22 protein-coding genes and 1 tRNA gene are annotated in these 22,390 nt (G+C 47.0%); 18 read left to right on the top strand and 5 right to left on the bottom strand.

The features are described from left to right. Positions 1–3: 3 nt before the first annotated feature. Together greA and KCV26_07110 are read right to left on the bottom strand one after the other, a co-directional pair. The gene (gene greA, locus KCV26_07115; GenBank protein ID WZX38133.1) at positions 4–474 is read right to left on the bottom strand and encodes a transcription elongation factor GreA; all 471 of its coding nucleotides are present in this window, start codon (positions 472–474) and stop codon (positions 4–6) included. A gap of 158 nt (positions 475–632) precedes the next feature. Beyond that, entirely contained in the window at positions 633–1,793 is a 1,161-nt protein-coding gene (locus KCV26_07110; GenBank protein ID WZX38132.1) for an AhpC/TSA family protein, read from the bottom strand. 198 nt (positions 1,794–1,991) lie between these two features. Between KCV26_07110 and hpt the strand changes: the two genes are divergently transcribed. From hpt to KCV26_07060, 10 genes are all read left to right on the top strand, one after another. After that, on the top strand, positions 1,992–2,531 hold the full coding sequence (hpt, locus tag KCV26_07105) for a hypoxanthine phosphoribosyltransferase (GenBank protein ID WZX38131.1): 540 nt from the start codon (positions 1,992–1,994) through the stop codon (positions 2,529–2,531). A gap of 369 nt (positions 2,532–2,900) precedes the next feature. Further along, positions 2,901–3,596 carry an energy transducer TonB gene (locus KCV26_07100; GenBank protein WZX38130.1) on the top strand — a complete coding sequence of 232 codons (696 nt, stop codon included), beginning with the start codon at positions 2,901–2,903 and terminating at the stop codon, positions 3,594–3,596. An 84-nt stretch (positions 3,597–3,680) separates the two neighbouring features. Then, positions 3,681–4,661 (top strand): polyprenyl synthetase family protein, encoded by a 981-nt coding sequence (locus KCV26_07095; GenBank protein ID WZX38129.1) that lies wholly within the window; start codon positions 3,681–3,683, stop codon positions 4,659–4,661. Between the two features lie 9 nt (positions 4,662–4,670). Continuing rightward, positions 4,671–5,375, top strand: a complete 705-nt coding sequence (locus tag KCV26_07090) for a hypothetical protein (GenBank protein ID WZX38128.1) — start codon at positions 4,671–4,673, stop codon at positions 5,373–5,375. Next, positions 5,362–6,144 (top strand): TatD family hydrolase, encoded by a 783-nt coding sequence (locus KCV26_07085; protein WZX38127.1) that lies wholly within the window; start codon positions 5,362–5,364, stop codon positions 6,142–6,144. Before KCV26_07090 ends, KCV26_07085 begins: the two co-directional genes overlap by 14 nt. A gap of 158 nt (positions 6,145–6,302) precedes the next feature. After that, positions 6,303–6,390, top strand: a tRNA-Ser gene (locus KCV26_07080). Positions 6,391–6,505: 115 nt separating this feature from the next. Continuing rightward, entirely contained in the window at positions 6,506–7,294 is a 789-nt protein-coding gene (locus KCV26_07075; protein ID WZX38126.1) for a MotA/TolQ/ExbB proton channel family protein, read from the top strand. Positions 7,295–7,299: 5 nt separating this feature from the next. Further along, entirely contained in the window at positions 7,300–7,779 is a 480-nt protein-coding gene (locus KCV26_07070) for a hypothetical protein (protein WZX38125.1), read from the top strand. Positions 7,780–7,794: 15 nt separating this feature from the next. Beyond that, positions 7,795–8,430 (top strand): biopolymer transporter ExbD, encoded by a 636-nt coding sequence (locus KCV26_07065; protein WZX38124.1) that lies wholly within the window; start codon positions 7,795–7,797, stop codon positions 8,428–8,430. Between the two features lies 1 nt (position 8,431). Next, positions 8,432–8,890 carry a biopolymer transporter ExbD gene (locus KCV26_07060; protein ID WZX38123.1) on the top strand — a complete coding sequence of 153 codons (459 nt, stop codon included), beginning with the start codon at positions 8,432–8,434 and terminating at the stop codon, positions 8,888–8,890. 33 nt (positions 8,891–8,923) lie between these two features. Here the strand turns inward: KCV26_07060 and KCV26_07055 are convergent, their stop codons facing one another. Next, positions 8,924–10,156, bottom strand: a complete 1,233-nt coding sequence (locus KCV26_07055; protein ID WZX38122.1) for an anaerobic sulfatase-maturation protein — start codon at positions 10,154–10,156, stop codon at positions 8,924–8,926. 84 nt (positions 10,157–10,240) lie between these two features. Between KCV26_07055 and KCV26_07050 the strand changes: the two genes are divergently transcribed. The 4 genes from KCV26_07050 to KCV26_07035 all read left to right on the top strand — a co-directional run bounded on the left by KCV26_07050 (position 10,241) and on the right by KCV26_07035 (position 14,205). Further along, positions 10,241–10,657 (top strand): DoxX family protein, encoded by a 417-nt coding sequence (locus KCV26_07050; GenBank protein ID WZX38121.1) that lies wholly within the window; start codon positions 10,241–10,243, stop codon positions 10,655–10,657. A gap of 233 nt (positions 10,658–10,890) precedes the next feature. Then, complete coding sequence (gene pepT / locus KCV26_07045; GenBank protein WZX38120.1) at positions 10,891–12,111, top strand: peptidase T; 1,221 nt, start codon at positions 10,891–10,893, stop codon at positions 12,109–12,111. Between the two features lie 6 nt (positions 12,112–12,117). Next, on the top strand, positions 12,118–13,203 hold the full coding sequence (gene gcvT / locus KCV26_07040) for a glycine cleavage system aminomethyltransferase GcvT (protein ID WZX38119.1): 1,086 nt from the start codon (positions 12,118–12,120) through the stop codon (positions 13,201–13,203). A 9-nt stretch (positions 13,204–13,212) separates the two neighbouring features. After that, entirely contained in the window at positions 13,213–14,205 is a 993-nt protein-coding gene (locus tag KCV26_07035) for a flippase-like domain-containing protein (protein WZX38118.1), read from the top strand. On the opposite strand, the gene KCV26_07030 is transcribed toward KCV26_07035, so the two are convergent. Further along, positions 14,182–14,943: an SDR family oxidoreductase gene (locus KCV26_07030; GenBank protein WZX38117.1), complete on the bottom strand. Its 762-nt coding sequence runs from the start codon at positions 14,941–14,943 to the stop codon at positions 14,182–14,184. The genes KCV26_07035 and KCV26_07030 overlap by 24 nt on opposite strands. 103 nt (positions 14,944–15,046) lie before the next feature. Between KCV26_07030 and rlmN the strand changes: the two genes are divergently transcribed. The 3 genes from rlmN to pdxA all read left to right on the top strand — a co-directional run bounded on the left by rlmN (position 15,047) and on the right by pdxA (position 18,383). Then, positions 15,047–16,084, top strand: a complete 1,038-nt coding sequence (gene rlmN / locus KCV26_07025; protein WZX38116.1) for a 23S rRNA (adenine(2503)-C(2))-methyltransferase RlmN — start codon at positions 15,047–15,049, stop codon at positions 16,082–16,084. A 135-nt stretch (positions 16,085–16,219) separates the two neighbouring features. Beyond that, on the top strand, positions 16,220–17,215 hold the full coding sequence (locus KCV26_07020; protein ID WZX38115.1) for a DUF4837 family protein: 996 nt from the start codon (positions 16,220–16,222) through the stop codon (positions 17,213–17,215). Positions 17,216–17,285: 70 nt separating this feature from the next. Further along, positions 17,286–18,383 (top strand): 4-hydroxythreonine-4-phosphate dehydrogenase PdxA, encoded by a 1,098-nt coding sequence (pdxA, locus tag KCV26_07015; GenBank protein ID WZX38114.1) that lies wholly within the window; start codon positions 17,286–17,288, stop codon positions 18,381–18,383. Between the two features lie 6 nt (positions 18,384–18,389). On the opposite strand, the gene KCV26_07010 is transcribed toward pdxA, so the two are convergent. Then, entirely contained in the window at positions 18,390–19,715 is a 1,326-nt protein-coding gene (locus KCV26_07010; protein WZX38113.1) for an NnrS family protein, read from the bottom strand. Positions 19,716–19,948: 233 nt separating this feature from the next. Between KCV26_07010 and KCV26_07005 the strand changes: the two genes are divergently transcribed. Beyond that, positions 19,949–22,168 (top strand): patatin-like phospholipase family protein, encoded by a 2,220-nt coding sequence (locus KCV26_07005; GenBank protein WZX38112.1) that lies wholly within the window; start codon positions 19,949–19,951, stop codon positions 22,166–22,168. Positions 22,169–22,390 lie beyond the last annotated feature (222 nt).

Raw genomic sequence — 22,390 nt, 5'->3', positions numbered from 1 at the left:
TGATTAAATCGAAATATCCAACACTTCAAAACTCAGCGTACCCGACGGCACCTGGATATCTACCTTATCTCCTACCTTTTTACCCAGCAGGCCTTGCGCAATGGGCGTATTCACAGCGATCTTTCCGCTTTTCAGGTCTGCTTCGCTTTCCGACACCAGCATATAGGTCATGTCTTTTTTCGTTTTCAGGTTCTTGATGGTCACCTTGTTCATGATCTGAATCTCATCGGTGCTGATAGCACTCTCATCAATAATACGGGCAGTGGCAATCAGCCCTTTCAGCTGTGCGATTTTTCCCTCCAGTAATCCCTGGGCTTCTTTGGCGGCATCGTATTCCGCATTTTCCGATAAATCGCCCTTGTCCCGTGCTTCAGCAATCTGACGCGAAATCTCCGGCCTTTGTACGGATTCCATATGCACAAGTTCCTCTTTCAGCTTTCGAAGACCTTCTTCGGTCATATAAGTAATTGCCATTTTTTTAACTCTCCTATTTTTTAAATGTTTGACACAGATATAGATTAAAGAAAAAGAATTCCGGCTGCTTTACAGACCGGAATCCCCTTTATTCAATCTTTTACGTTTACTGCAAAGATACTCCTTTCTCCGAAATTAAAAAAACTTTTTGCCAAATTTTACAATACTTTCCCCACTTCGCCGGGAAGGGTTGCGTAATTTTCAACACGTGCCACCACATCACCATCCCTGTTGATAACAAATGCCGTAGGTATATCGCGGACATTATACGTGGAGAGCAGGCGGGAATATACGTTTTGCGGATCACGAACGGTAATCCAGGGCAGGTTGCTCGCCGCGTTCTTCCAGAAATGCTCGTCTGAATCGAAAGAGATCTGATAGATCTCCAACCCTTTAGCCTTGTGCTGCGAATAGATTTTGTTCAACTCCATGTTGTGAGCAGGGGAGAAGTCCGATTTATACACGGTGAAGTCCAGTACAACCACTTTTCCCTTTTGCGAGGAGAGGGTTATTTTTTCCCCGTTAACTTCCGTCAGAACGATATCCGGCAGCGATAACCCGGAAACAACCGGAACATTCTCGAGCAGGGCAGCCTGTTGTTCCTGCTGTTTCCTTGTTTTCAGGGCATTCATCGTGAAGTCGTACAGGTGCTTCGATCGGGGGGTGCCGGGATAGTACCGGTCCCACGACGTGGCCACCGCTCCAAACATGGCGTAATCCTGCTTGTTGTAAGGATCAAATATCAGGTAGCCGTCCACCTTCTGAAAAACCGCATAGTATGCCGCCGCACCCGAAGGATTGCCCAGTATCAGTTTGGTGATTTCCGCCTTGTACGCTGTCAGGACGGAGTCGAGCTCGGCCAGGTAAGCCACGTCGTCAATAGCCTTGGCTGTATGTTTTTTTTCCGCTTCACTGATCCGGATGTTGACTTGACGGGTCTGGGAATCGATCTGCCTGATCTGCTCGTTCACGGGCGAGTTTTCGATGGACAACGTACTCGCCAGGTCTTTCGCATCGCCCCTGACCTGCAAAGTCTCTATCGAGTCGATGGCAAAAACAGCCACCTGGCTCCCTACCCTCAACTGGTAAAATTCGGGATTTACGGGGGCCTTTTCTTTAAATGCAAACTTCCCGTTCTCTTTCAGCTTAACCGAATCGAGCAGTTCAACACCACCCAGGCCACGGTGCTCCAGGTATAAGGTCTGATCGCCGGCAGCAGAGAGTTCTCCTTTTACCTCAAAGGTTTTCTCCGACTGACAGGACAGCAGGACAGCAGCTGTTAACAACACTGCGGGTAACAAAGAAACGTATTTTTTCATATCAAAAATTGCGTAAGAATTTCAGGGCGCAAACTTAACAATTTTTCGTCAATTTTGGAAGAATGTTCAATTTTATTGTTCTGCTGGGACATCCAGGTTGTCCGCCCCCGGAACTCAGGCCGAATTACAGAAAGTGTTGGATTTTGTTACAGAAAAAGAAAAAAAGCGCTACTTTTGTGGTTTTAAAATCCACAACACATGAATGAAATAGTAACCATCAAGGACAAGCAGTTTGAAAAATTCATCGAATTCGAGCAGATTCAAGCCGCTATCAATCGGATTGCAGAAAAAATGGACCGTGATCTACGCGATAAAAAACCTGTTTTTATTGCCGTACTCAACGGCGCTTTTATGTTTGCCGGAGAGCTGATGAAAGAAGTGAGCGTCCCCTGCGAGATAACTTTTGTACGATTGGCTTCCTATCAGGGAACAACCACCACCAATAAAGTACAGGAAGTGCTGGGTTTGAACGAAAGCATCGAGAACCGTACGGTTGTGATTGTGGAAGACATCGTGGATTCGGGAAATACGATGGTGGCGCTCAAAGAAGAACTCAACAAGCTCAACCCCAAAGAGATAAAGATTGCCACCCTGCTACTGAAGCCGGACGCGCTGAAACAGGAGATACAACTCGATTACGTAGCACTGGAAATCCCCAACGATTTTATCGTGGGCTATGGCCTGGACTACGACGGTTACGGAAGAAACTTAAAGGACATTTACAAGATCAGGCCCTGATAATGCGGCATCGCCCGTAACGGCTTGATTCAAAATATTCCTAACGAAACGTTAAAATTGAAATATATTAATCGTTTACCAGCCCATTTTACGTCTATTTAATGTTAAAATCAAAAACAAGCTTGCATTTTGATATTTATTAGCTAAACAAAACGCCGATTTTGCCGTCTAATTTGTACATTTGAGGTGAATTCAAATACGCTAATTAAAACGATATTTGTAACGGGATTTGGTCAATCTAGCGAGAAAATGACATTTTTTTGAGATTTTTATCGACGAAATACGACAGTATAAAAAAAATTGCCTATTTTTGCACCCGATGTCGTGGGTATATTCAGTCAGTAAAACACATAAAAAAGTAGAATCAAAATGAATGATGAAGTAAAAAAATCACCCAAAGCGAATATTGAAGCGCTCAAGCTGACTTCCATCCTGATGGGTATGGTAGTGGGAGTAGCGCTGTTGTTCTTCGCTTTTGAATGGTCTTCAGAAACCAAAAAACTGGACGAGAGTGTTATCGTTCAGGACGTTCTGGCAGAAGAAGAAATTGAAATCACTCGTCGCGATCCGACTCCGCCACCGCCACCACCGCCACCGGCACCGGAAACTCCGGAAATCATTCAGGTAGTGGAAGAAAAAGTGGAAACAAGAATCGAGATCAACACGGAGGATGATGCAAGTAAGAGACAAATGGAAGCTTACGTGCCGCCACCACCACCAAAACCTAAGGTAGAAGAAGTTACCGAAGAAATTTTCGTTGTGGTAGAAGAACAACCGGAATTCCCGGGAGGAAATACAGCCATGATGAAGTTCTTAAGCGACAACATTAAATACCCGGTAATTGCTCAGGAAAACGGCATCCAGGGACGTGTCATCACCAATTTTGTGGTAGAGAGAGACGGAAGTATTACTGACGTTCAGGTAGTTCGCGGAGTTGACCCATCGCTCGACAAAGAGGCTATCCGCGTTATCCAGTCGATGCCAAAATGGAAAGCCGGAAGGCAACGTGGTTCAGCAGTGCGTGTACGATTCACACTCCCTGTGGTGTTCCGCCTGCAACAATAATCAACTACAGTAATTTTTTTGAAATATCGAAAAGCTGCCTTTAGAACAAGGGCAGCTTTTTGTTCTAAATTAAATTTCACCAACATGATCTTACACAGCGCGGATACCTTAAGTAAGAAAATTGAGGAAGCCATCCAAAGCATCTCTTTCGATTTAAAACCAGCGAGCCTTTTCGAGCCCATCAGCTACACCCTCTCCGTTGGAGGAAAAAGGGTGCGCCCGCTGCTGGCCTTGTTAGCCACGGATATGTTTGACAAGGAGGTGGACCTATCGTTGAAGCCGGCTATAGGGATAGAGATTTTTCACAACTTCACCCTGTTGCACGACGACCTGATGGACAATTCGGATATGCGGAGAGGCATGCCGGCGGTCCACAAGAAGTGGGATGCCAACACCGCCATTCTCTCGGGTGACGCCATGCTGATAGAATCGTATAAATACGTAAGTTCCGTGCCACCCGCTGTCCTGCCGGAAATCCTTGGCCTCTTTTCAAAAACGGCCATGGAGGTGTGTCAGGGACAACAGCTGGATATGGATTTCGAGAAAAGAACAGATGTCACAGAGTCGGAGTACCTGGAGATGATCGTGCTAAAGACGGCGGTACTTCTAGCCTGTTCGCTCAAGATGGGAGCCTTGCTGGCCGGAGCCTCCCCGCGTGATGCGGAACTGCTCTACACCTTTGGCATAAACATCGGACTGGCTTTTCAACTGAAAGATGATTTGTTGGATGTTTACGGAGATGTTAAAACGTTTGGGAAAAATATCGGCGGAGACATTGTCAGCAATAAAAAAACCTACCTGTTGATAAAAGCGCTGAAAACATCCGGCGAAAGGCAACGCACGGAGTTACTAAAATGGATTACCGCAGAAAAATTCGACAAAAACGAAAAAATTGAATCCGTTAAAAATATTTACAATGATTTAAATTTAAAGTCGATTTCGGAAAATCTCATTGAAAAGTATTATCTTGCAGCGTTGGATTCTCTTTCGTTGGTGCATGTGGCTGACGAAAGGAAAAAAGAACTCATTTCCTTGTCGGAAAACCTGATGTACAGAGAAAAATAATTTCCGTAAATGCCCTATCGCAGATTACCCAATACAGACCTGTCTCGGATTAAAGCGTTGAAAACAGCTATCGAGAAAGCAGCCGGTACTGATTTTCAAGATGTCGCCATATCCATGAAAACACTGTCGAGGGCAAGAAGCGTGGTGGAAAAATTCGAACGTCTTTCCCTGAAATACCAGCAGACGCTGGATACCCAGGTAAAAGCGAACATTGCCTTTCAAAGCAAGGTGAAGAATGCGAGGATGTACCTCTCCCATTTCATTCAGGTCTTGTACATGAGCGTCATGCGCTCCGAGATAAAACCGGAACACCTGGATCTGTATGGCCTACAGGACGCAAACTTTGTCGTTCCCGACCTGAGTTCAAACGAACAACTGCTGCAATGGGGCCAGAAAATCATTAACGGAGAGAATAAACGGGTGGCACGGGGCGGTGTGCCGATATACAATCCGGGCATTGCCAAAGTGAGCGTCATGTATATTCTGTTTAAAGAGGGTTACCAAACCCAACAAATCCATCAGAAAGCCACCGCAAGAACCCTGGATGAAGTTTCCGAGTTCAGAAGCGAAGTGGACAGTGTTATTTTTGATATCTGGGAAGAAGTGGAGAAATTTAATGCTGAACTTCAGGCAGACGAGCGGCTGGATAAAAACAGGGAATACGGGCTGATCTATTATTACCGCAAAGGAGAAACCATGGATGAAAATCGTTGATACGCACGCCCACCTGTACCTGGATGCTTTCGATAATGACCTGGACGATGTAGTTGTCAGGGCCAGGGCCATTGGTGTGGAAAAAATCCTGTTGCCCAATATAGATGAAACAACCGTTTCGGATTTAAAACAAACCGTTGATAGATACCCGTCTTTTTTAATACCGATGATGGGGTTGCATCCTACAAACGTGCGGGAGGACTGGGAGCAACAGCTGCAAATCATTTACGACGAGCTAAGCCGCCCGGGATATATAGCCATCGGTGAGATAGGTATCGACTTGTATTGGGATAAAAGCTCAAAAGAAAGGCAGGTAGCCGCTTTTGAAAGGCAGCTTGCCTGGAGCATTGAAAAAAAACTGCCGGTAGCCATTCATTCAAGAGAGGCTATCCCGGAAGTGATAGAATCGATAAAAAAAACCGGAGAAAAAGACCTTTTCGGAGTCTTCCACAGTTTTGGAGGAAGCATAGGCGAGCTGAAAGAGATCCTGGAACTTGGGAATTTTTACATCGGGATAAACGGAGTGGTCACCTTCAAAAAATCGGGATTGATGGAAACACTGGAAAATTGTGTGTTGGAGAACATCATCCTCGAAACCGACTCCCCCTATCTTGCACCGGTTCCTTACAGAGGCAAACGTAACGAGCCGGGATATTTAAGTGAGGTCGTAAAAAAACTTTCAACAATTTATCGCAAAACGGAGGAGGAAATTACTGAAATAACAACGCTGAACGCTTATCGTTTGTTTAATATAGATTATTATAAATAAAGGAATGAAGCCTTTTTTCACGGAAAACCGTTTTTTTTAAAATAATTTGCACCAGGAATAGTAATTAATCGATAATTTCAGTAATTTTGCGGGATAAAAGAAGGGTAAGTAATTTTTTTTTTGTAATTTGCGCCCGTTTTCTGAAACTGTCTCCTTAAGGAGAGATGCTCGAGTGGTTGAAGAGGCACGCCTGGAAAGCGTGTATACGCCAAAAGTGTATCGCGGGTTCGAATCCCGCTCTCTCCGCGCCAAAAGTCTGACAAATAACATATAAGGCAACGAACTAAACGTTTAAATAAATCAAAAAAATCAATTAAAAAACAAAATTAAATTCATTAATCCAAAAAAAATTGAACACACAATGAAAAAGTTATTTGCAATTTTAGCAATCTTCGGCCTTATGTCTGTAGGATTGCCGACAATTCTTTCCGCTCAAGATGCTCCCGCTGCACCTGCAGTAGAAGAAACAGCTCCAGCAGCAGTATCGGTTGCCGAAACTGATGGAGGTGGATTTCACCAGGCTCTGAAAGTTAAATTTATTGAAGGTGGTGCCGGGTTTATGGCTCCCATCGCTCTCTGTTTAATTCTCGGTCTGGCTTTTGCTCTTGAAAGAATTATTTATTTAAGCTTGGCAGATGTTAATCCGAAAACATTGTTAAACGGGGTTGGTGAAGCACTCGACAGAGGAGATATCGAAGCTGCAAAAGACATTGCCCGCAATACCCGCGGCCCGATCGCCTCAATTGCATATCAGGGATTACTTCGCCTGGACCAAGGACCTGACGCAGTAGAACGCGCTATCGTGGCTTACGGAGGTGTACAAAGTGGATTGCTTGAAAGAAACCTTTCCTGGATTACCCTGTTTATCGCTCTTGCTCCGTCTCTCGGATTCTTGGGAACAGTAGTAGGTATGGTTATGGCGTTTGACGACATCCAACGTGCAGGTGACATGAGCCCGACAATTGTTGCCGGTGGTATGAAAGTGGCTTTGATCACGACTGTATTTGGTCTTATTGTGGCTCTTATCCTTCAGGTTTTCTACAACTATATTCTTTCCAAACTGGAAGGTATACTCAATAAAATGGAAGATGCTTCCATCACCCTTCTCGACCAGGTAGTAAAATACAACGTTAAATACAAAAAATTATAATTGATATGGCTGTAACTAAAATACGAAAAACCTCCAGTTTAGCCTTCCTGTCTACCATCATCGTTACGTTGGTAGTATTGGGGTTATTCCTGTTCGGAGGACAAGTTGCGCCAGAACAGAAACTGGTTCCCGATATGTCTCAGCCTATATTTACCGATATGCTGTTGTATTGGGCCTATGCGCTACTTGCAATAACGATTGTAGCATTGATAATCTTCGCGATATTCGGTTTTCTTCACAGCTTGAAGGTGAACCCTAAAGGCGCTATTCGTGGACTACTGGTTCTTGTAGCCATGGTGGTGATTTTAGGAATATCCTACTTCCTGGGAAGCGGAGAAATATTGAATATCCCGGGTTATGACGGCGGAGACAATAACCCCGGCACCTTAAAAGTGGTGGATATGTGGTTGTTTACTACGTATTTCATGCTTTTCATCGCAGTGGGCGCAGTGTTGATATCTCCCTTATTGAGTAAAAGAAAATAACAAAAGAAAAAATCTATGTCAAAGAAAAAAAGAAAAGTTCCTGCTCTGAATGCAAGTTCAATGGCGGACATTTCGTTTCTTTTGCTTACTTTCTTCCTGCTTGTTTCGAGTATGGATACCGACAGCGGGCTGGCAAGACGTTTGCCGCCACCGCCACAAAACGAAGACCAGCAACAAACGGTTGATGTCCAACGACGGAACCTGCTGGTTGTACTGGTAAACTCCAAAGACGAGACCATGGTTACTTCTCAGGCAGAGACAGAGTGGTATCAGAGTGATGCAGAATTGCTCGGCCGGGGAAATAAGCCAAGCTTGAAAGATAAAGTAAAAGAGTTTGTATTGAATACGAGTAACAATCCTTTATTGCCGGAATTGGTGGAGGAAGACTTTGGTACGCCCATCGGGACTGTACCGGTGACCGCCGACCACGTTGTGTCGTTACAAAATGACGCTACCACCAGTTACAAAACCTATATCGCGGTTCAGAACGAACTGGTAAAAGCGTATAACGAGTTGCGGCAGGAAGGATCGAAGAAGTATTTCAACTCAGACTACGAAAATCTGACCGACGATCAAAAGGAACAGATAAATAAATTGTATCCGCAGAGAATTTCTGAGGCCGAACCTAAAAACTTTATGGGAGGAAATTAATATGGGAAAATTTAGTAAAAGCGGCGGGCGTGAGATGCCCGAATTGAACACAGCTTCAATGCCTGACCTGGTATTCGCCATCTTATTCTTCTTTATGGTTACAACCACCATGCGCTCTGAGGAGTTAATGGTAAGGTTGAAATTGCCTTCTGCCACTGAAATTCAGAAACTGGAGAAAAAATCGCTGGTAACCTACATCAATATCGGGCCCGCAATGGACCCAAGATTCGGTACGGGAACCCAGATGCAGCTGAACGACAAGTTTGCCGAAGTGGAAGACATCCAGGATTATATCGCCCAGGAAAAAGCGAGTATGAATGAGGCGGACCAGCAATTGATGACGGTATCCATCAAGGCGGACGAACAAACAAGGATGCGCTACATCAGCGATGTTAAACAGGCACTCCGTAAAGCATATGCTTTGAAGATCAGTTATTCGGCACGAAAAGCTGAAAACTAAGGAGCATGTTTCTACAATAGAAAAACCGGGTCACTATCGTGATCCGGTTTTTTTGATCCATTCCATCACATTGGCCGGTGGCCGCTCAGCCAGGAGTTCACGCTTCATAAAATCCATGTAGGGTGCAACGTGGTTAAAGAATGTATAGTAACCTTTACAAAGGTAATTTAATCCGGGAATCCCATACTTATCTCTCACAAATCTATTTTTGGGACATTCTCCGTAACAGGCAAAAAGAAAATCACACTCCCTGCATTGCCGGGGAAGTTTATCGAACTTGTCGTTGCCAAAGGTAAGCTGCTCGTTGGAATACATCATTGAAGCGAGCGGTTTGGCGTAAATATTGCCCACGCGGTATTCCGGGAAAACAAAATGGTCGCACGAATAGACATCCCCGTTGAACTCCATCACCCCGGCATGTCCGCAAGTCTTGGCCATTGTACAAAGCCCGGGTTGCTCTCCCACCCAGTTAGCCAGCGTGGAGTCGAAAAGCTGAACAAAAACCTGCCCCACATCTTCTTTCACCCACTCGTCGAAAATAGCGCAGAGGAAACTGCCCCACTTCTCCGGAGAAACACTGAAAGGCGCCAACTCCACCGCATCCTCCCTATCTTCTGCCGTGGCCAGCTTTAGCGGAGAATTCTTTTTTCGTATTCGTTCGACGATAGGGGTAAACTGAATGAAGCGGCTGCCGGTAGTTTTGAAAAAACGATAAAACTCCAACGGGAAATCGGCGTTGTAATCGTTCACCACAGCCATACAGTTATATTCCACTCCGTGCTTATGAAGAAGCTCCATCCCGCGCATTACCTTATGAAACGACGGGCGGCCCATCTTATCCCTCCGGTACTCATCGTGAAACTCCTGCGGCCCATCAATGGAGATACCCACCAGGAAATTGTTATCCTTGAAAAAGCGGCACCAGTCATCGTTAAGCAACGTTCCGTTGGTTTGAATGGAATTATCAATCTGCCGTCCTCCGGCATATTTTTTCTGCAGTTCGACTGCCTTTTTGTAGAAACTTAACGGGCGCATCAACGTTTCACCGCCGTGCCAGGTAAACAGCACCTGCGGCATGGTCTGCGACTCTATGTATTCTTTGATGAACTTTTCGAGCAGTTCTTCACTCATCACGTGGTTCTTCTTCTCTGTATACAGATTTGCCTTCTCGAGGTAATAGCAATAATCACAATCGAGGTTACAACGCGACCCTACGGGTTTGAGCATCACATATAACGGTTTGGCAAAGGGAGCAAAAACAGACATATCAATTTTATTTATCGGACAAATATAAACAATTTGTAGGGTTTTGGAGTTTAGGCCTTGAATATAATTTAAAATAATGACAACATGAGAAAAGATAAAAATTTATTGCAGGCCGGATTGCTCCTCCTGCGAGTAGGTATTGGCGTTTCGATATTTTTCCACGGTTTACCCAAAATTACGGGAGGCCCGGAGACGTGGACGGCCATCGGCGGCACCATGTCGAACCTGGGCATAAACTTTGCTCCCACGTTCTGGGGATTTATGGCGGCCTTTGCCGAGACAATCGGAGGAATATTGTTTGCCCTGGGACTGTTTTTCCGTCCGGCAGCCCTCTTGCTTATCGGGACCATGACTGTGGCGCTGGTTATGCACTTTTCGCAGGGCGATGACTTTATGAAGTACGGGCATGCGCTCGATTTACTGATTGTTTTTGCAGCTGCCTTGCTCACAGGCCCCGGGAAACATTCCTTCGATGCAAAATACATCCCGAGGATCGCTTGAGGCTCCCTGCTCCACACACTGGGGAGAATAAAAAAAGGGTAAGCTTACTATATCGCGCCGCTACAACCAAATACCCTTGCTTCGGTCAAGACCTGGGGGATTCAATGGGAGCTGGCCGTATAGGACTTACCCAACTGCAAAGATACGGTTTTTTTTTTAGTTACAAAACGGTTGATTTGATTTTCTGAAATAAAAGGCTTTTGTTATCTTTGCGGTTACTAAAAGAAAAAACAATGAACATTGTTGAACGATTTATTAAGTACGTAAAGATTGATACCCAGTCTGACGAAAACAGTTCGCAAACACCCAGCACACAGAAACAATTTAACCTGGCTAAAGAGGTGGAACGCGAAATGCTTGAGATGGGTTTAACTGACGTTTCTCTCGACAACAACTGCTACCTGATGGGCACTTTGCCGTCCAATACCGATAAAACAGTGCCCACTATCGGATTCATCGCACACTTTGATACAAGTCCCGACATGAGCGGGGAAAACGTAAATCCGCGTATAGTCAAAAACTACGACGGAAAAGAGATCGTACTGAACGAAGCACAGCAGATTATCTCCTCGCCTGCCGACTTTCCCGAGTTGTTAAAATTTATCGGGGATGACCTGATCGTAACCGACGGGACAACCTTGCTCGGCGCAGACGACAAGGCAGGTATTGCCGAGATCATGACCGCTATGGAATACCTGATTGATCATCCCGAGATCAAGCACGGAAAGATACGTGTAGGATTCACGCCCGACGAAGAGATCGGCCGCGGAGCGGATAAATTCAACGTGGATAAATTTGGTGCAGAATGGGCCTATACGATGGATGGCAGCGAGATAGGCGAGCTGGAATATGAAAACTTCAACGCTGCATCGGCAAAAATATCGATCCAGGGAAGAAATGTTCATCCCGGATATGCCAAAAACAAAATGATAAACGCACTGCATGTGGCCAACGAACTCGTGCAGATGCTGCCCGTCAATGGCCGCCCCGAATACACGGAAAAATACGAAGGGTTCTTCCACTTGATCGCAATCAACGGAACGGTGGACGAAGCGGCGGTATCCTATATTATCCGCGATCACGACAGGCAGATTTTTGAAAATCGGAAGAAAGAGATGGAGCAGGCCGTAGCGTTCCTAAACGCCCGTTACAACAACCGATTGAAGCTGGAGATGCGCGACCAGTATTACAACATGCGTGAAAAAGTGGAGCCGGTAAAGTATGTGGTGGATTACGCTTTCAGGGCTATGGAAGAAGCAAACATAACGCCGATTGTAAAGCCTATCCGTGGAGGAACGGACGGAGCCAGACTCTCTTTTATGGGCCTGCCTTGCCCGAATATTTTTGCCGGAGGCATGAATTTTCACGGCCGTCACGAGTTTATACCTATCCGGGCGATGGAAAAAGCAACGGAGGTCATCGTAAAGATTGCGGAATTAGTAGCTAAACTTTAAGAAAATATGAAAAAAACACCTTTTACAGACACACACATCGCACTGGGCGCAAAAATGCATGAATTTGCAGGGTACAACATGCCCATCGAGTATTCGGGAATTATCGATGAACACCTGACAGTCGTAAATGCCGTGGGCGTTTTCGACGTTTCACACATGGGAGAATTTTGGGTGAAAGGCCCCAAAGCGCTGGAATTTGTTCAAAAGGTAACCACCAACGACGCCTCAAATTTGCAGGTGGGGAAGATACAATACACCTGTTTTCCAAACGAGCAGGGTGGCATAAAGGATGACTTCCTGCTTTACCATTTCGAACCCGAAAAATACTTAATGGTGGTAAACGCCGCCAACATCGAAAAAGACTGGGAGTGGTGTCAAAAGCAAAACACGATGGGTGCAGTGATCGAAAATGCATCTGCCCACACCGCTTTGCTGGCCGTGCAAGGTCCGAAAGCCAAAGATACGCTGCAAAAAATTACCGATACGGACTTGTCATCCATCCCCTACTACACGTTTGCCAACGGAAAAGTCGGCGGAGTGGACCGGGTGATCATTTCCAACACCGGCTACACCGGTGCGGGCGGATTCGAGCTCTATTTTTATCCGGAGGACGGATTAAAGATCTGGGAAGCACTGTTTGAAGCCGGAGCGGAATTCGGCATCAAACCCGTCGGACTGGGTGCACGCGACACCCTGCGCCTTGAGATGGGCTTCTGCCTTTACGGGAATGACCTCGACGAAACGACCACCCCCCTGGAAGCGGGGCTGGGCTGGATCACCAAGTTTACAGAAGGGAACTCCTTTATTGCAAGAGAGCTGCTCGAAAAGCAAAAAGCGGAAGGCGTTACGCGCAAATTGTGTGGATTTACGTTGTCGGACAAGGGAATACCGCGCCACGGTTACGAAATTGTGAACGCCGGGGATGAACCCATCGGAACCGTAACATCGGGAACCATATCCCCCGTATTGAAAGCGGGCATCGGGCTGGGTTACGTGAAACCCGAATATGCAAAAGCCGGAACTACAATTTACATCAAGGTACGCAACAAGAACCTGAAAGCCGAAGTCACTCAACTACCTTTCAGGAAATAGCACACTCTCATGAGTAAAACGAAGATCGCCACCAACCTGTTTTTCCTGCTGGGACTCATCATCCTGGGTTTCATGCTATATAAAACCGGGATAGGGGTTATCTGGAACAACATAAAACTGACCAATTGGTGGTTTGCGGCAATTATCGGTATCTGGGCGGTGGTCTATTTTTTAAATGCCATCGCCTTTCACACCATTATTCGCGACGGAAGTCCGGAAGCCCGGTCCGTCGGTTTCCTCCGCACACTGAAGCTGACCATCAGCGGTTACGCCATTAACCTCATCACGCCTTTCGGACTGATGGGCGGGGAGCCTTATAAAATCATCGAATTACAGCCGGCACTGGGTATTCAGAAAGCCACATCCACGGTACTCCTTTACATGATGATGCATTTTGTGTCGCACTTTATCTTCTGGATGGTCTCCATACCCTTGCTGTTTATCATCGTGCCCAATGTGGCTGTTTCCGTCAGAATAATCCTTGCCATAGCCGGCATCGCATCGCTGCTACTGCTCTGGTGGTCGTTCACGGTCTACTCCAAAGGATTTGTGAGTAAGGCCCTGTCCATTGCCGGGAAACTGCCGTTCGCCGGAAAAAGAGTAAAGGTCTACAAAGAAAAACACCTGGAGAAGATCGAACAGATGGATTTCCTGATTGCCAACCTGTACAAAAACCGGAAAAAGGATTTTGTTACGTCGCTCTCGCTGGAACTCCTTTCCCGCTTTGTACTCTGCACGGAAATAATTTTCATGATGCATGCTATCCGGTTTCCCGTCACCTTCACGCAAAGCGTGATCGTTGAATCGATCCAGTCGATGGTGGGAAACCTCTTCTTTTTCATGCCGATGCAGCTAGGTGCCCGGGAAGGGGGATTCATCCTGGTTTTCGGCATCTTGTCGCTTCCCGCTGCACATGCGGTTTACGTGAGCTTATGCATCCGTATTCGCGAACTTTTCTGGACCCTGTTTGGATTGGGGTTAATCCAGGTGAGGAGAAGGTAGGTAGATCATCTTCTTCGTCATTCCTCCGTCGATCACGAAGTTCTGCCCGGTGATGAACCCGTTGGCCGAATCGAGCAGGAACATCACCATCTGTGCGATATCAAAAGCGTTCCCCACACGTCCTGCCGGGTGCTGTGCATGATCGGATTCCGACAATTCTACCTGCCGGGCTTTCGCTTTTTTCTTCACGGCCGAAACATCTATCCATCCCGGGCTGATGCTGTTTACCCGAACGTTGGGAGCCAGGCTCATGGCCAGGGCATGGGTGAGCGAATAGATTCCGCCTTTACTGGCGGAGTAGGACTCGGTATCCGGTTCGGACTGAAAGGCACGCGTAGAACACATGTTCACCATGCTTCCGCGCGATTCAATCAGGTGGGGAGAAGAGAACTTGGCGCAGAGGAACGTTCCTGTCAGGTTGGTGCCGATGGCACGGTTCCACTCCTCCAGCGTCAGTTCACTCATGGGCTTGAAGACCTCGTAAACCGCGTTGTTTACCAATCCGTAAATTCCTCCGAACTTTTTCAGGGATGCCCTTACCGAAGACCTCACGCTCACCTCACTGGATACGTCGGTAATAAAAAAAGCGGATCGTTTTTTATCGAATTGCGGTTTTATCTCCTCCATCGCTTCATTATCCATATCGAAAATGGAGACAGCGTACCCCACTTTAAGCAGTGACTGCGCGATGATGCGCCCGATGCCCTGAGCACCTCCGGTTACAATAACGTGTTTCATAGAGCCCTGGTTTTTTGTTGAGTTTCCAAAAGTAGTGATTTTTTACGAAATACGTAAATCCGTAATTTCTACTTATCTTTGTAACGCTAAAAATAAAGAAGCAATGAATCAAGAACACCTGCTGGGTATGACGCTTTCCGAAATCCAAAACATCATTTTGGAGCTCGGCCTGCCGAGATTTACCGCCAAACAAATTACCGACTGGGTTTATGTAAAACGCGTGAAGAGTATCGACGAAATGACCAATATTTCCGTACGGAACCGGGACATCCTGAAAAAGCGTTTCGACGTGGGCCGCGTTGAGCCTGTTGACGTAAAAACATCCGTTGACGGGACGCAGAAGATGCTGTTCCCCGTAAAAAACGGCAAGTTCATCGAATCGGTGAACATACCGGAGGAGGAACGCCTGACAATCTGTGTTTCATCGCAGGTGGGCTGCAAGATGGATTGCAGCTTCTGCATGACGGGGAAAATGGGGTTTCTGGGGAGCCTTTCGGTGAATGAGATATTGAATCAGGTTTATTCAGTCCCCAATGCTGAAGCACTCACCAACCTGGTCTTTATGGGCATGGGTGAACCGTTGAACAATTTCGACAACGTCATGAAGGCCATTGAGGTGCTCACTGCGGATTACGCACTGGCGTGGAGCCCCAAACGCATCACACTATCCACCATCGGGGTGATCCCCAACCTGAAAAGGTTTCTCGAAGAAAGCAGGTGCCACCTGGCGGTGAGCCTTCACAGCCCGCTCTCTGTACAGCGCGAAAAGCTGATGCCGATAGAGAAGACGTTTAAGGCAGCCGATATAATCGAGCTGCTCCGGGAGTACGACTGGAGCCATCAGCGCCGTTTATCGTTCGAATACATCATGTTTGACGGGGTGAACGACGCCCCGGTGTATGCCCGCGAGCTGAGTAAGTTTTTGTCGGGATTGGATTGCCGAGTCAACCTGATCCGCTTTCACAAAATTCCCGGCAGCGACCTCTCACCGTCCACGGAAGAGACGATGATCGCGTTCCGCGATTTCCTCACGGCCAAAGGGTTCACCTGTACGATTCGCGCATCGCGTGGCGAAGATATTTTTGCCGCCTGCGGCATGCTGTCAACGACAAAAGAACCAAGAACCGGGATACAAGACTGATAGGTGCCCGTCATGGGATATTCATCGTCTTAACAACTACATGTAAATAATAAATAATCCTAAATCAACACGATTTATTTCATTTACAATCGAATAATTGTAATTTTGTTGAAAATAAATTCTAAAGAAAACAGTATGAAACGAATTCATTTACTCTTGTTGCCGGTTTTGGCAGTACTCCTGCTCACATCGTGCGACGGCAGCGGATTTCTGTCGGCCTCTGCAATGTCGAGCGAGGTGTTGGTCATTATGGATGAAGACGAATGGGAAGGCGAAACAGGGCGTGCACTCTTCGACGTGCTGAACTCCCCCGCCAAGGGACTGCCCCAATTTGAGCCGAATTTCAGGATCATACAACTCACACCGGAAAACTTTACCAGTACATTCAAAGTTTCCCGGAACATCATTATGCCGGAAATATCATCCATTTACAGCGTTGCCAAACTTTCTTCCGAACTCGACAAGTACGCATCGGGACAGGTAATCATGACCGTCAGGGCTCCGGATACCGCAACGTTTATCAATTTTCTAAAAGAGAACAAGGAAGGTATTGTCAACTATATCCTGAACAAGGAAATGGAGCGTACGTCCCAATGGCTTATCAAGGATTCCGGTACGCCGCAATCGCATATTAAACAGGTGTTTGGCTTTAACATTTACTATCCAAAAGGATTATCCAACATTACCGAACATCCTAATTTTTACTGGGCAACCAACAGTGCTGGCAGGGCCAGAAAAGACATCGTGATCTATCAGTTTCCCTATACGTCCGAGTCTGTTTTCGAAAAAGATTCCCTCATCGGTATCCGTAACCGGGTGCTGGGACAATACATTACCGGCTCTTTCGACTCGCACATGACCACCGCCACACAGGCTTATAATCCCGACTACCGGAAGATGGAGTACAACGGCATCTTCCGTGCCGAGCTGCGTGGATTGTGGGAAATGACCAGTGATATGATGGGAGGTCCATTCGTTTCGCATGCCTTTGTGAATGAAGAGACCAACATGGTAGTGGTGGTAGAGGTCTTTGTTTTCGCTCCGGAAGCCGACAAGCGCAACCTGATCCGCAGCATGGAAGGAGCACTCTATACCATCAATTTTCCCCAAAAAGAGAAAATAGACGAATGATCACGATAAAACTAATTACTATTTAATTAATCCCGCATGCATTGCAATAACAGCTAAATAAATTTGAACAATGTCAGAACAAATAAAAGTGGGTATCACTCACGGAGATATTAACGGGGTAGGATACGAAATATTGCTGAAGACCTTTGCCGATGAGCGCATGCAGGAACTTTTCGTTCCGGTCATCTACGGCTCTTCCAAATCGGCCTCTTATCACCGTAAAGTACTCGATCACAGCCCCGTCAGCTTCCACATTATCAATCATGTTGATGAGTGCAGCCCGGGGAAGATCAACCTGCTCAACTGCGTTAAGGAAGAGGTGAGGATTGAGTTGGGAACGGCAACGGCCGAAGCGGGAGAGTCGGCATTCATCGCTCTCGACAATGCGGCCAGGGACCTTGCCGCAAAAAAAATCGACGTGCTGGTCACCCTCCCCATCAATAAAGATACCATACAAAACGATAAATTCCATTTCCCCGGCCATACCGAATTTTTGCAGGACCGTTTTGCCGAAAACAATAAGGCGTTGATGATCCTGGCCAGTAATTCATTACGAATTGCGTTGGTCACCACCCATATTCCTCTGGCGGAAGTATCGGAAAAAATATCGAAAGAACTCATCACCGAAAAACTGTCCACACTCAACTTCTCCCTGAAGCGCGATTTCCGTATCGAAACACCACGCATTGCCGTACTCGGATTGAACCCTCATGCAGGGGAAAACGGACTGCTGGGACAAGAAGAACTCCGGATCATTGCTCCGGCCGTAAAAGAGGCGCAGGATGCAGGAATACTGTGTGCCGGGCCTTTCGCCGCAGACGGCTTCTTCGGAACCGGAAGGTACAGGGAATTTGATGCCGTGTTAGCCATGTATCACGATCAGGGGTTGGTTCCGTTTAAGACCATCGCCATGGATTCGGGGGTAAATTTTACTGCCGGCCTGCCTATCGTGCGGACATCTCCCGATCACGGAACGGCGTACGACATTGCAGGGCAAAACAAAGCATCGGAAGAATCTTTCCGGCAAGCGATTTATATGGCTATAGATATTTTTAACAACCGCCGCGATTACGATGAAGCGGGCGAAAACCCGTTGCGTAAAATGTTCTTCGACCGCGGAAAAGACGACGTAAGGTTAGACCTGACGGAAGAGGAAGAAGAAGCGTAATGCGAGTCAGCAGTCCTGCTGCTGTGGTGAGTGTTTAAGACGAATACCTGCCCGGATATTCCGGATCAGTTCGTACCCCCATAAGCCCAGCGCCGTGAGCTCAATAAAACCGGAGATGCCGATAAACCGAAAAGCTTCGGGGTAAAAATCAGTCGTAATCTGCGAGACAATACGCCAGGTGTTGCCCACATTGAGCAGGATGAAAACCAGCCAAAGCGAGCTTGTCTTCCGAATGTCGATACCTGAAAAACCGGGCACGACCTTAGCGGAAACACCGACAATCATCATCATGATAAAGCCGACTGTCAATGCATGGCGGTAGGCACCGAAGTAAGCGTGCGAGAATGGATTCTCTCCTCCCGTCATGGGAAGATAGATGCCGAACATGTAATAGGGCCCAAACAGCAGCAACAGCGTAGCTACAATAAACCAGAGAAAGGCTGCCCGGATAAATTTCAGGCTTCGGTCGCTACTGCCTGCCGGCAGCGGCCTGAACAAGCGGAACTGGATGGGTGTACCGATGGCTGCCACCAGGAATATGATGTAGGAGATACCGTTTGCGGCGTGCCACCAGTGCACACCGGTAGTCATGCCGGCCGTGAACGAGATGATGCCAAAAAGAACGGCCCCGTTCACGCCCCACAATAAAAATCTTCTCCAGCGCCTTGAAGGTGTACGAAATCCATAGGCATGCGGGAGAATATGCAGGGACACCCCCAGAATCATCACTACGGCGATCCCTAATGTTTGAATGTCACGATAGGGTATATTGAACGAGGAGACGTTGAAGAGAAATTCTTCCGGGGTTGCTGCCGCTTCAAACAAACTGAATATAATCGGGTTGGCGACAGCAGCAACGAGGAACCACCCAAGCGCCGCATAGACAAAGCCGTTGTAATATCCTTTGGTCGGTGCGCCACGAAGAGTACGAACCATAACCCACACAAAAATGGCCACTGCGATAAGTTGCAGCAACCCGGCGAAAATGCCGAGCGGAAGGTACGGCGGTTGGGGAGCCATTACATGGGCCAACGCCTGCAGCAGGATACCCGTAATCAGGAGCGGTAACGTCGAAAAGGCTAAACGGGGGTTCCGAAGCGTCACTCCCGCAAACCGGGGCATTGCCTGAAAGGAAAACCCCATAATAAAAAGCCCCACGAAGCCAAAGATCATTGCATGGCCGTGAGCCAGTACCCAGGAGTAGTCGATACTGTGGAAGCTTTCCCCAAGCCCGATCAGAAGCAGATTGACGGCTCCCCACATACAACCCAATGTGAATATCGTAACTAAGGCGCTTATGAAGAAATAACGGTATAATTGATTGTCGATCATTGTACTATACATTAATTTATTGTCCGGGATACAATTGAGATCTCCGGTTCAATGAACAGAAATCCCAACAGAGGCAGACAGCTGTGATTATATACGACAAATGTATAAGAATTTTTTATTCTTCGCGAATAAAAACCTTCCTATATTTTTACAGGCCTGTAGTTTTTAGTGAAAAAAAAACCGTACTTCCAGAAAATCAGTATCTTTGCAGGTGCGCCGATTCTTTGTAAGAAATGAAAAAAACTCTTTCCATATTACTGATAATCTGCGGTATTACTTTGACCCTGCCGGGACAGGAGCTGCAACGAAAAAAAGTGGGGGTGGTGCTCAGCGGGGGGGGCGCTAAGGGATTTGCGCACGTGGGAGTGCTCAAGGTGCTGGAGGAGGCCGGAATCCCCATCGATTATATTGCAGGCACGAGCATGGGAGCCGTTGTTGGCGGGCTCTATGCAGCGGGCTATTCCAGCGATCTGATCGATTCACTGATAAAGATTCAGGATTGGAGCTACCTGATGCGTGATGATATTTACCGGAAACACCAGCATGCCTCCCGAAGAGATCACCAGAAAAGATACATTATCTCCCTACCCTACCAGCTGAAATTCAGGGAGAAAAGAGGAAAGGTGACCCTACCTCCGGGAGTATACGCCGGGCAGAATATCTACACCCTTTTTCTGAAGCTGACTGCCGGATATCAGCACGATCTTGATTTTGATGATCTTCCCATCCCTTTCGGATGTGTGGCGGCCGATGTCCGCAGCGGCAGGGAAGTCGTCCTGAGGGAAGGAAGCCTGCCCGAAGCACTACGGGCAAGTATGGCCATACCCGGCATGTTCACACCGGTTGAGAAAGACAGCATGTTGCTGATTGACGGAGGGGTGATCAATAATTTCCCGGTGGATCTGGTACGCAGCATGGGGGCAGACAGGGTGATCGGAGTTATCTTTCCTCCCGACGAAGAGGCCATGGAAAAGAGCCGGGGAAGCATTACCGAAGTGACGGAGCAGCTCTGGAACTTTGTCGGCCAGGAAAAACGCAGGAGAAACATAGCGGACACCGACCTGCTGATCACTCCCGAGGTGCACTCGTTCGGAATGATGGATTTTCAACGTCCCGCCATCGATACCATTATCTCCCGGGGCAAGGAGGCAGCAGCCGCTAAGCGGGACGAGCTAATTGCCTTGAAACAATCGTTGGGCATACAGGAGGTTGCCCCGAAGGTTAAACCAGGGAAAAATTCCTACATCGGACTCGACACGCTGGTCATTAATTCCATACGGATCGAAGGTGTCTCACCACGGGAGACAAGTCAGATTGCCCGGTGGATTGACATCGATAAGAACAGTGTAACAAAAGAAGAGCTGGATGAGATGACGGCCCGCATATACAGTAGCGGATGGTTCTCCAGGGTATACTACCGGCTCGAGGGTGAACATCCGTTTGATCTTGTTTTCACTGTTGAAGTGAAAGAGTCAAACACCCTGAACCTTGGCATACATTTCGATAGCAACGACATGGCCGCTATACTGGCCAATACAACCATTCGGCTGAACACTTCGCTCAATTCACTGTTTGATATCACTGCCAGACTAAGCCGCGATCCCTACCTGATGGTCGATTACTCCATCAACAAAGGGATTTTCTACAAGGGGGGGATCAGTTACAAGATCAGCAGCAATGATCTGAGCATTTACGAAAGGGGTAGCTTATCGTACAACCTGGGCGTTACACGGAACGCGCTGAACCTGGTCTTTTCCGAATTCTATTTTGGCAACATCATGCTGCAGCTAAAGGCTGCAATGGAACATTTTCACTTTTATAAAGCGTTGCGAAACGAGTTCGACCCCCGCCATACAGAGCCAAACGATCAGCTGTATATCAACTACCTGATAAACGGAGTGTACGACAACCTCAACCGCATCGACTTCCCCACATCGGGGCAATATTTCTCTTTTCAGTACTCACTGCATACCGACAATTTCGTTCAACTGAAAAACGAAATCCCATTAAGCGTCCTGAAAATGAATTTCTACAAACCGTTACCGTTAACCGAAAAAATCTGCATCACTCCCCGCATCAACGCCAGGTATGTTATGAACGACAGTGTACCGCACATGTACCGCAACTTAGCGGGAGGCAGGTTCGACGGACATTACCTGCCTCAGCAGATATCCGTGCAGGGCTCTGCCGGCATGGAGTTTTTAAACAATACGGTGCTGTTGACGGATGTGACATTGTATTATAATTTCACCCCGAAAAATTACCTCTACGCCAACATCAATTTCACCGCAGACAGCCATCACCTGCATCACCTGCTTGAAGGAAAATCTTACCTGGGGGCAAACTTAGGCTATTCCTACCTTTCGGTAGCCGGACCATTGCGGGTTGAACTGGGGTATTCCAGCCTCTCCAGGAGGTTTCACCCTTATCTTAGTTTCGGACATTACTTCTGACCGCGTAGTTGAAAGGCCCGCACATTGTGTTAATAAACCGGAAAGTTGCGTTAAATAATTCAAAACCTGTTGCATTTTTTAATTTCGATTGTATCTTTGTGAGTGATTGCTCACTTACTTATTATGAGATTAATTAATCGATTGTCATTTTATGTTTGGAATTTTAGTTGATGTCTATTCACTTACTCTTCTCGGCATAAATTATTTGTTCATCAGTTTATG

It is taken from the genome of Petrimonas sulfuriphila (assembly GCA_038561985.1).
In the GTDB taxonomy this organism is placed as follows: domain Bacteria; phylum Bacteroidota; class Bacteroidia; order Bacteroidales; family Dysgonomonadaceae; genus Petrimonas; species Petrimonas sulfuriphila.
Note: the sequence above shows the minus strand (reverse complement) of the source record. Positions and strands in the feature narration are given on the sequence as shown.

Bases quoted from the DNA above. Each gene is read 5' to 3' on its own strand.
- KCV26_07085 (WZX38127.1), top strand. From the start codon at position 5,362: ATGAAAATCGTTGATACGCACGCCCACCTGTACCTGGATGCTTTCGAT.
- KCV26_07010 (WZX38113.1), bottom strand. From the start codon at position 19,715: ATGATCGACAATCAATTATACCGTTATTTCTTCATAAGCGCCTTAGTT.
- KCV26_07050 (WZX38121.1), top strand. From the start codon at position 10,241: ATGAGAAAAGATAAAAATTTATTGCAGGCCGGATTGCTCCTCCTGCGA.
- KCV26_07030 (WZX38117.1), bottom strand. From the start codon at position 14,943: ATGAAACACGTTATTGTAACCGGAGGTGCTCAGGGCATCGGGCGCATC.
- KCV26_07095 (WZX38129.1), top strand. From the start codon at position 3,681: ATGATCTTACACAGCGCGGATACCTTAAGTAAGAAAATTGAGGAAGCC.
- KCV26_07070 (WZX38125.1), top strand. From the start codon at position 7,300: ATGGCTGTAACTAAAATACGAAAAACCTCCAGTTTAGCCTTCCTGTCT.
- pepT (WZX38120.1), top strand. From the start codon at position 10,891: ATGAACATTGTTGAACGATTTATTAAGTACGTAAAGATTGATACCCAG.
- KCV26_07060 (WZX38123.1), top strand. From the start codon at position 8,432: ATGGGAAAATTTAGTAAAAGCGGCGGGCGTGAGATGCCCGAATTGAAC.
- KCV26_07005 (WZX38112.1), top strand. From the start codon at position 19,949: ATGAAAAAAACTCTTTCCATATTACTGATAATCTGCGGTATTACTTTG.
- KCV26_07020 (WZX38115.1), top strand. From the start codon at position 16,220: ATGAAACGAATTCATTTACTCTTGTTGCCGGTTTTGGCAGTACTCCTG.
- pdxA (WZX38114.1), top strand. From the start codon at position 17,286: ATGTCAGAACAAATAAAAGTGGGTATCACTCACGGAGATATTAACGGG.
- KCV26_07035 (WZX38118.1), top strand. From the start codon at position 13,213: ATGAGTAAAACGAAGATCGCCACCAACCTGTTTTTCCTGCTGGGACTC.
- rlmN (WZX38116.1), top strand. From the start codon at position 15,047: ATGAATCAAGAACACCTGCTGGGTATGACGCTTTCCGAAATCCAAAAC.
- gcvT (WZX38119.1), top strand. From the start codon at position 12,118: ATGAAAAAAACACCTTTTACAGACACACACATCGCACTGGGCGCAAAA.
- KCV26_07055 (WZX38122.1), bottom strand. From the start codon at position 10,156: ATGTCTGTTTTTGCTCCCTTTGCCAAACCGTTATATGTGATGCTCAAA.
- hpt (WZX38131.1), top strand. From the start codon at position 1,992: ATGAATGAAATAGTAACCATCAAGGACAAGCAGTTTGAAAAATTCATC.
- KCV26_07110 (WZX38132.1), bottom strand. From the start codon at position 1,793: ATGAAAAAATACGTTTCTTTGTTACCCGCAGTGTTGTTAACAGCTGCT.
- KCV26_07075 (WZX38126.1), top strand. From the start codon at position 6,506: ATGAAAAAGTTATTTGCAATTTTAGCAATCTTCGGCCTTATGTCTGTA.
- KCV26_07100 (WZX38130.1), top strand. From the start codon at position 2,901: ATGAATGATGAAGTAAAAAAATCACCCAAAGCGAATATTGAAGCGCTC.
- greA (WZX38133.1), bottom strand. From the start codon at position 474: ATGGCAATTACTTATATGACCGAAGAAGGTCTTCGAAAGCTGAAAGAG.
- KCV26_07065 (WZX38124.1), top strand. From the start codon at position 7,795: ATGTCAAAGAAAAAAAGAAAAGTTCCTGCTCTGAATGCAAGTTCAATG.
- KCV26_07090 (WZX38128.1), top strand. From the start codon at position 4,671: ATGCCCTATCGCAGATTACCCAATACAGACCTGTCTCGGATTAAAGCG.